Source organism: Streptomyces chilikensis (assembly GCF_001642695.1).
GTDB classification, from domain to species: domain Bacteria; phylum Actinomycetota; class Actinomycetes; order Streptomycetales; family Streptomycetaceae; genus Streptomyces; species Streptomyces chilikensis.
In genome coordinates, this window is record NZ_LWCC02000005.1 from 973,045 (window position 1) to 980,828 (window position 7,784).

The 7,784-nt window shown below is 74.6% G+C and carries 6 protein-coding genes and 1 pseudogene; 6 read left to right on the top strand and 1 reads right to left on the bottom strand.

Annotation, left to right across the window (positions count from 1 at the left end; all coding sequences use genetic code 11):
- Positions 1-175 precede the first annotated feature (175 nt).
- The 5 genes and pseudogenes from A2U95_RS04375 (at position 176) to A2U95_RS04395 (ending at position 5,468) form a co-directional block, all read left to right on the top strand.
- Positions 176-1,507, top strand: a complete 1,332-nt coding sequence (locus tag A2U95_RS04375; protein ID WP_166020905.1) for a class I SAM-dependent RNA methyltransferase — start codon at positions 176-178, stop codon at positions 1,505-1,507.
- A gap of 596 nt (positions 1,508-2,103) precedes the next feature.
- A pseudogene (locus A2U95_RS04380) lies at positions 2,104-2,550 on the top strand (LysR substrate-binding domain-containing protein); the annotation flags it as partial.
- Between the two features lie 313 nt (positions 2,551-2,863).
- On the top strand, positions 2,864-3,514 hold the full coding sequence (locus A2U95_RS04385; RefSeq protein WP_166020906.1) for a DedA family protein: 651 nt from the start codon (positions 2,864-2,866) through the stop codon (positions 3,512-3,514).
- Between the two features lie 98 nt (positions 3,515-3,612).
- Entirely contained in the window at positions 3,613-4,833 is a 1,221-nt protein-coding gene (locus tag A2U95_RS04390) for a sensor histidine kinase (RefSeq protein ID WP_420856961.1), read from the top strand.
- Positions 4,824-5,468 (top strand): response regulator transcription factor, encoded by a 645-nt coding sequence (locus A2U95_RS04395; protein ID WP_166020908.1) that lies wholly within the window; start codon positions 4,824-4,826, stop codon positions 5,466-5,468. Before A2U95_RS04390 ends, A2U95_RS04395 begins: the two co-directional genes overlap by 10 nt.
- Positions 5,469-5,692: 224 nt before the next feature.
- Here the strand turns inward: A2U95_RS04395 and A2U95_RS04400 are convergent, their stop codons facing one another.
- Positions 5,693-6,241 carry a tellurite resistance TerB family protein gene (locus A2U95_RS04400; RefSeq protein ID WP_166024817.1) on the bottom strand — a complete coding sequence of 183 codons (549 nt, stop codon included), beginning with the start codon at positions 6,239-6,241 and terminating at the stop codon, positions 5,693-5,695.
- Between the two features lie 315 nt (positions 6,242-6,556).
- On the opposite strand from A2U95_RS04400, the gene A2U95_RS04405 reads away from it, so the two are divergent.
- The gene (locus A2U95_RS04405) at positions 6,557-7,549 is read left to right on the top strand and encodes a PaaX family transcriptional regulator (protein WP_166020909.1); all 993 of its coding nucleotides are present in this window, start codon (positions 6,557-6,559) and stop codon (positions 7,547-7,549) included.
- Positions 7,550-7,784 lie beyond the last annotated feature (235 nt).

Genomic DNA, 7,784 nt, shown 5'->3' on the forward strand with positions numbered 1-7,784 from the left:
GGGACGCGGCCGCCGGTGACCCGCCGCGGCCCGGGCCGTCGCGGCCGGCAGACGCCGCGGCCGCCGGCCGGGCCGGTGCGTCCCGCCGACCGCGTAGACTGGTCGGCTGTTGTCCGGACGCGCGCCACGGGTGCGCGCGTCCGATTCGTCACCGAGGTTGTGGAGTCACCCCGCCATGCAGGCACAGGAGAAGAAGTCGCTGGTGGGCGTGGAGTACGAGGTCGAGATCGGCCCCGTCGCCCACGGTGGTCACTGCATCGCCCGGACCGACGAGGGCCAGGTCCTCTTCGTCCGGCACGCGCTGCCCGGCGAGCGGGTCGTGGCCCGGGTGACCGAGGGCGAGGAGGGCGCGCGGTTCCTGCGCGCCGACGCCGTGGAGATCCTCGAGGCGTCCAAGGACCGCGTCGAGGCGCCCTGCCCGTTCGCCGGCCCCGGCAGGTGCGGCGGCTGCGACTGGCAGCACGCCAAGCCCGGCGCCCAGCGGCGGCTCAAGGGCGAGGTCGTCGCGGAGCAGCTCCAGCGGCTGGCCGGGCTCACCCCCGAGGAGGCCGGCTGGGACGGCACCGTGATGCCCGCCGAGGGCGACAAGGTGCCCGCCGGCCAGGTCCCCTCCTGGCGGACCCGCGTCCAGTACGCCGTCGACCCGGGCACCGGACAGGCCGGCCTGCGCAAGCACCGGTCGCACGAGGTCCAGGTGATCGACCACTGCATGATCGCCGCCGAGGGCGTCAGCGAGCTCGGCGTCGAGCGGCGCGACTGGTCGGGCATGGAGAGCGTGGAGGCCATCGCCGCCACCGGCTCCCAGGACCGCCAGGTCATCCTCACCCCGCGCGAGGGCGCCCGGCTGCCCATCGTCGAGCTGGACCGCCCGGTCTCCGTGATGCGCGTCGGGGAGAAGGACGGCGGCGTGCACCGGGTGCACGGCCGCCCCTTCGTCCGCGAGCGGGCCGACGGCCGGACCTACCGGGTCGGCAGCGGCGGCTTCTGGCAGGTGCACCCGAAGGCCGCGGACACCCTGGTCACGGCGGTGATGCAAGGCCTGCTGCCGCGCAAGGGGGAGACCGCCCTCGACCTGTACTGCGGCGTCGGCCTGTTCGCCGGCGCGCTCGCCGACCGCCTCGGCGACGAGGGCGCGGTGCTGGGCATCGAGTCCGGCAAGCGCGCGGTGGAGGACGCCCGCCACAACCTGGACGGCTTCGACCGGGTCCGCATCGAGCAGGGCAAGGTCGAGGCGGTGCTGCCGCGCACCGGCATCACCGAGGTCGACCTGATCGTCCTCGACCCGCCCCGCGCGGGCGCCGGCCGCAGGACCGTCAGCCACCTCGCCTCCCTCGGCGCCCGCCGCGTCGCCTACGTCGCCTGCGACCCGGCGGCCCTCGCCCGCGACATCGCCTACTTCCGCGAGGGCGGCTACCGGGTGCGGACGCTGCGGGTGTTCGACCTCTTCCCGATGACCCACCACGTGGAGTGCGTGGCAATTTTGGAGCCGGTCAAGAAGGGTGCCTGACCCGCGGTTCCTCCCTACCGGGCCGGCTCTCGACGTGTTCCGCCGTGCACCACGGGTGGGGCGGGGCGCACCCGCCCCACCCGCGGTTTTCCGCCATCGCTGCCCCGGCCGGGGGCAGCGGCGCCCCGGCGGCGGCCAGGACCGCTCCGGTGCGTCGTCTGGACATGCTGCTCCAGCTCCGGCCGGCGGGTGGTCATGGGCGGGGTGCGCGGCGGCGGTGGACCGTTGCTGTCAGGGAGCGCGCCGACCGGCAGCGCCCCGGCCGTTCCCGTGACGTGATCACATCGAGCCGTGCGGCGGGCGACGGCGGCTGCTGCGGCTTCCGTGGCCACGCGGCGCTGCGGAAACCGCCGCCCACGGGTCCTGTCCGGTCGGCGGAGTCCGCCGTCCTGGCCGAAGGACCCCGCCCAGGGCGCGCCCTGACGTGGCAGATGACCAGGCAGGCGCGCGCCGACTCGCTGCGATCACGATGACGCCGGTCACCATGAGCACGCTGCCGGTCGGGCCGGCCGGACCGGCCACCGCGGTCCGTGGCCTGCGGTTCGCGTCATCACGCCGTGCCGTGCAGCGCCTCTCACGACCGGCCCGTCCGGTCGTCCGGCTTCCCCGCCACCGACCTCTACGACGACCGCTGGGTGTTCCTCGTCGCCGACGACCACCCGGGCGTCGAGGACCGGCTCACCCGGCAGGACCTCGCCCGGCTGCCGTGGGTGACCTACCAGCGCACCTACGACGCCCCGGCCGTGCGCCAGCTCGGCATGCTCGGCGTCGAACCGCGCGTGGAGGTGTCGGTCGACAGCTTCCAGCTGCTGCCGCTGCTGGTCACCGGCACCCGGCGCATCGCCTTGATCCAGGCACGGCTGGCGCGGCTGCTGACGCCGATCGCCGCCGTGCGGGTCGTCGAGCCCCCCTACGAGGCGGTGCCGCTGCGCGAAGCGCTGTGGTGGCACCCGGTCCACACCCATGACGCGGCGCACATCTGGCTGCGGGAGACGGCCGCACGGGTCGGCAGCCGCCTGGCCGGCGTCCCGGGGGCCGGCTGACCCCCGACGCCACCGCTCCGCCCGGGCGGCGGGCGTTCGTCCGCCGGCCGGGACGGCGGACGGTGGGCCCGGAGCCTCGCGCCCTCCTCCTCGCCGTTGCCGCCCGATGACGGGGAACGCATCCGGAGCGGGACGTGGAGGGACCTGTCCGTACCGGTCACCCTGCGGGAAACCGCAGGGTGACCGGTACGGGAAACAGCATCCGGTCGGAGGGCAACCCTCATACCGCGGCCCCACCGCGGTTCCTAGGTTGGACGACACCGGGGCGGCCGCCCCGGTGTCGTCCCGTCACTTGGAGACCACCGTGCATCACATGACCTCGGCGCTGCCCCAGGAGCCCGCGGACGGCATCGCGGGGTGGGCGGCGGACCTCGTGGACACGATGGGCGGTCCCGGGGCGGGCCTGGCCATCGCCCTGGAGAACCTCTTCCCGCCGCTGCCCAGCGAGATCGTCCTGCCCCTGACCGGCTTCGCCGCGGGACAGGGCGTACTGACCCTCACCTCGGCACTGTTCTGGACGACGCTCGGCTCGGTGGCCGGCGCGGTCGTCCTCTACTGGCTGGGCGCGCTCTTCGGCCGGGAGCGGATGCACGCGCTGTGGGCGAAGCTGCCCCTGGTGAAACCCTCCGACCTGGAACGCACCGAGGAGTGGTTCGCCAGGCACGGGACCAAGGCGGTCCTCCTCGGCCGGATGGTGCCGCTCTTCCGCAGCCTGATCTCGGTGCCCGCCGGCGTCGAGCGGATGCCGGTGCCCGTGTTCGTCATGCTCACCACGCTCGGCAGCCTGGTCTGGAACAGCGTCCTGGTGCTGGCCGGTTACTGGCTGGGCGACCGGTGGGAAACGGTGGAGACCTACGTCGGCCTCCTGAGCAAGGCCGTCCTGGTCCTGGCCGTCGCCGCCCTCGTGCTCTACCTGGCGGTACGGCTGAGGGGCCGCGGCAAGGCCCGGCACCGCCGCGCCTGATGCGCCGCGACCACTCCCGCCACAGCCCCGGCGTGCTTCCGCCGGCGGCCCCGGGCGATCTTGCCCGGGCCCGTACGGCGCCGCTAGGCTCCCGCTCCGTGCGGCAGGATCCGACGCAGGCCGCGTCCGACGGCCTCGGGAGAACCCCTCGCGCTCCGGACACCGGGCACGGCCGGAGCGCCGCACCGCCGACCCCGTGGTGGCGTCGTGGCGCGGGCGTCCTGCTCGGCTGCCTGACCGCCCTGCTCGACCTCCTCTACTTCCTCGTCGCCGGCACCGCCCTCGGCCCCTTCCTGCTGTGGCCGCGCACCCGGCCCGACGCCCTCGGCGTCCTGGTGTCCGGGGCGCGCCGCCTGCTGACGCTGGAACGGATCCGCCGCTCGGTGTTCTTCGGCGACCGCTTCCCCGCCCGCTACACGGTGGCCGACCAGAAGGTCCTGCGCCACCTCGCCGTCCACTGCCGCACGGGGCTGCTGTGCGCCTTCGTGACCGGGCTGCTCGGCTTCGGCGTCGTGCTCGCCGGACTGCTGGTCACGGGGATGGCACGGGGCAGCCTCGGCTGGGACGAACTCCTGACCCAGGTGGTGCTGGGCGGCGTCCTGCTCTTCCTCGACGTCCAGGGCCTGCGCTCGCTGGCCGCCCTGGACGCCCGGACCGCACGCGAGTGCTTCGGGCCCTCCGAGCAGGAACTGCTCCGGCGCCGGATCGACGAACTCGCCGCCAGCCGGGCCGCGGTGGTGCGGGCGGTGGACGCCGAACGACGGCGCATCGAGCGCGACCTGCACGACGGCGTCCAGCAGCGCCTGGTCGCACTGGCCATGCTGCTCGGCCGGGCCCGGCGCGGCCGTGACCCCGAGCGGACCGACGCGTTGCTGCTCCAGGCGCACGAGGAGTCCCAGCAGGTCCTCACCGAACTGCGCGAGGTGGCCTGGCGGATCTACCCCTCGGCGCTGGACAGCCTCGGCCTGAAGGAGGCGCTGGGCGGCGTCGCCGGGCGGTGCGGCATCCCGCTGCGCATCCGGTTCGAGGACGGCCCGCCGCTGCCCCGGCTCGTGGAGACTGCCGCCTACTTCGTGGTGTCCGAGGCCGTCACCAACGCCGCCAAGCACTCCTCGGCCACCGCGGTCGACGTGCAGGTGGCACGCACCGGCGCGAGCCTCGCGGTACGGATCGAGGACAACGGCAGGGGCGGCGCGGACCCGGCCGGCAGCGGACTGACCGGACTGCGCAGCCGGGTGGCGGCGCTGGACGGCGTACTGCGCGTCGACAGCCCTCCCGGGGGACCCACCACCATCACCGCGGAGCTGCCGTGCGCGTGATCATCGCCGAGGACTCGACCCTGCTGAGGGAGGGCCTGGTCCGGCTGCTCGCCGACGAAGGCCACGAGGTCGTGGCGGCACTGGGCGACGCGGTGACCCTGCTCGACGAGGTCGAGGAGCACCGGCCGGACATCGTCATCGTCGACATCCGGATGCCGCCGACCCACACCGACGAGGGACTGCGGGCCGCCGTGGAGATCCGCGGGCGCCGGCCGGGAACCGGGGTGCTGGTGCTCTCCCAGCACATCGAGCGCAACTACGCGGCCCAGCTGCTGGCCTCCAACGCCGAGCGGGTCGGCTACCTCCTCAAGGACCGGGTGGCCCAGGTCGAGGAGTTCCTGGACGCCCTGGAGCGGATCCACGAGGGCGGGGCCGTCATCGACCCCGAGGTGGTACGGCAGTTGCTCCTGCGCACCGTGCACGGCAATCCGCTGGCCCGGCTCACCCCGCGCGAGCGCAGCGTGCTGGAGGCGCTGGCCCAGGGGCACACCAACACGGCGATCGCCGGGAAGCTGCACATCTCGCTGAGCTCGGTGGAGAAGAACCTCAACGCCGTCTTCGACAAACTCGAACTGAGCCACGCCACCGGGTACAACCGGCGCATCCTCGCGGTCCTGCGCTACCTGGAGTGCTGAGGGCGGGCGGGGACCGCCGCGCAGGACGCCCGGGCGCCTCCGCGAGGGAGACCGCTTCCCCACCGGTCGTCGGGCACCCCCGGTCCGGACGCACCGCCACGACAGGACACCGCCACGGAGGGGAACCGCCACGCGACCGCGGCCTGCGCCGGACCCCGCCGCCGTGCCCCTCCCCGGCGCTCACGCGGGGGAGGCGCCGCCGCGGGGTCCGGGCCGCGGGCGGCTCAGAGCTGGAACTCGGCGGGGGACACCCCCAGCGCCCCGCAGGCCTCGCGGAGGATCATCTGCTCGGGCTGGGAGAAGTCACCGTCGGCCCCGGCGATGACCATGCCGATCTGGATCACCGCTCGCGCCTCGGTCGGCTTCCCGGCGGTCCTGGCGATGTCCTGCAGCGCCTCGGCCCTGCCCTGCGGGAAGTCGCGCGTCAGCCGGTCCACGTGCTTGTTGAAGCGCTGGCGCAGCTGCTCCGGCGGGAAGTTCTGCAGCACCTCGTTGCCGAGGATCAGCGACTCGACGCGCTGCCGCTCCGCCGGGTCCACGTGTCCGTCCGCGGCCGCCACCAGTGCGCACATCGCCATGCTCGCGTCCCGGTAGGCGCCGCTCTTCAGCTCGGTCTTGAGGGAACCGAGCTGCGTCTTCAGCACGCTCACCAGCTGGGCGCGCGATCCACCGCCGGAGCCCGGGGAGCCGCCCGGCCCGTGGGCCGCGCCGCGTCCGCGCTGGGACTGCTGCAGCGTCTGGGCCTGTTCCTTGAGCCGGTCCCACATAGCCATTGACGTCACCCTCGACATTCCTCTGAGTCGTCCGAGTCATCGGTCGCGACCGCGCTCACCGTCGAAGGGGTCAACGACCGCCCCCGGGTAAAGGTTCCCCCAAAAGCGTCGCCCGGCCCCTCGAGGCCGCACGGCGGGGAAGCGGCGGGCGGGGGACGGCGTGCCGGGGCCCGGGCGCCCGGTACCGAACCCGGTGGGAGCGGGGCCGGACGCCTATCCTGTTCCCGGCGGGTGCGCCCTCCCGCGGGAGCCGTCAACCGCCGGACGATCCGAGGGAGTCGTACCTCGAACCGACCAGAACCGCCGGAGAGTGTCGTGGTCCGTCCCTTCGACGTCAACGAGATCTACCCCGACGACCCGGCCGACTCGGTGCGACTGCCCCGGCGGCGGGCCGGCGGCTCACCGCAGAGCCTCGCGGTCACCCTGCTGGCCGACTACACCCTGCGCACCCGTGCGTCCCTCCCCTCGGCGGCGATCGTGGCGCTGCTGGGCGAGTTCGGCGTCACTCCGGCCGCCGGCCGCACCGCCATCAGCCGGCTGGCCCGCCGGGGGGTGCTGGAGAGCAGCCGGAAGGGGAGGCACAGCGCCTACCGCCTGAGCGACCCCGCCGCGGTCAACCTCTCCCTCTCGGGCCACTCGATCGTGGCGTTCACCGAACAGGCGGAGAAGTGGGACGGCTCGTGGACGATCATCGCCTTCTCGCTCCCCGAGGGCAGTGGTGCCGAGCGGAGGACGCTGCGGGGGCGGCTCCGCTGGCTCGGGTACGCGCCGCTGTACGACGGGCTGTGGCTGTCGCCCCGGCCGTTCACCCCGAGGGCGCGGGAGGAACTGGCCGGGGTCGGCTCGGGATCGCTGACGGTCTTCCGGGCCCAGCACGTGGAACTGGAGCGGACCGTCCGCCGCGACCCGCTGGACGCCTGGGACGTCGCCGCCATCGCCGAGGAGTACGCGTCCTTCATCGACCGGTGGAGTCCGCTGCTGGACCGGATGCGGGCCGGTGAGGTGGGCGGCGTCGAGGCGGTGTGCGCGCGGACCGAGGTCATGGACACCTATCGCCGGTTCCACGTCCTCGACCCGCGGCTGCCGATGCGGTGCATGCCGCGGGGCTGGCGGCGGGCGCGGGTGCGGGACGTCTTCACCGCTGTCTACGACGGTCTCGCGGCGACGGCCCAGGAGCACGTCCGGGCGGTCGCCGCGTCGCCCTCCGGCGCGTCGCCCTCCGACGCGGCTCCCCCCACCGCGCACACCGGCATCGGCGCGCACACCACCGCCGACCTGCTCGCGGGTGTCCGGCTCGGGGAAGGCTGACGCGCCGGGTCCGGCGCATCGGGGCCGGCGCACGCCGGACGCCCGGCCGCTCCTCCCGCCCCCTCGGACGACGTCCCGTCAGGAGCCGCTCGTGGCCGCGTGCCGCGCCCAGGAGCCGGCCGGCCGGCGCCGTCCTCCGATTGATTGACGGTTTTCTGCCCGGTCGGTACGGTCATTGTTATACGAGGCGGGTACGCGAGCCTCGCAGCGGTCATGTCGCGGACCCGCACCGCCC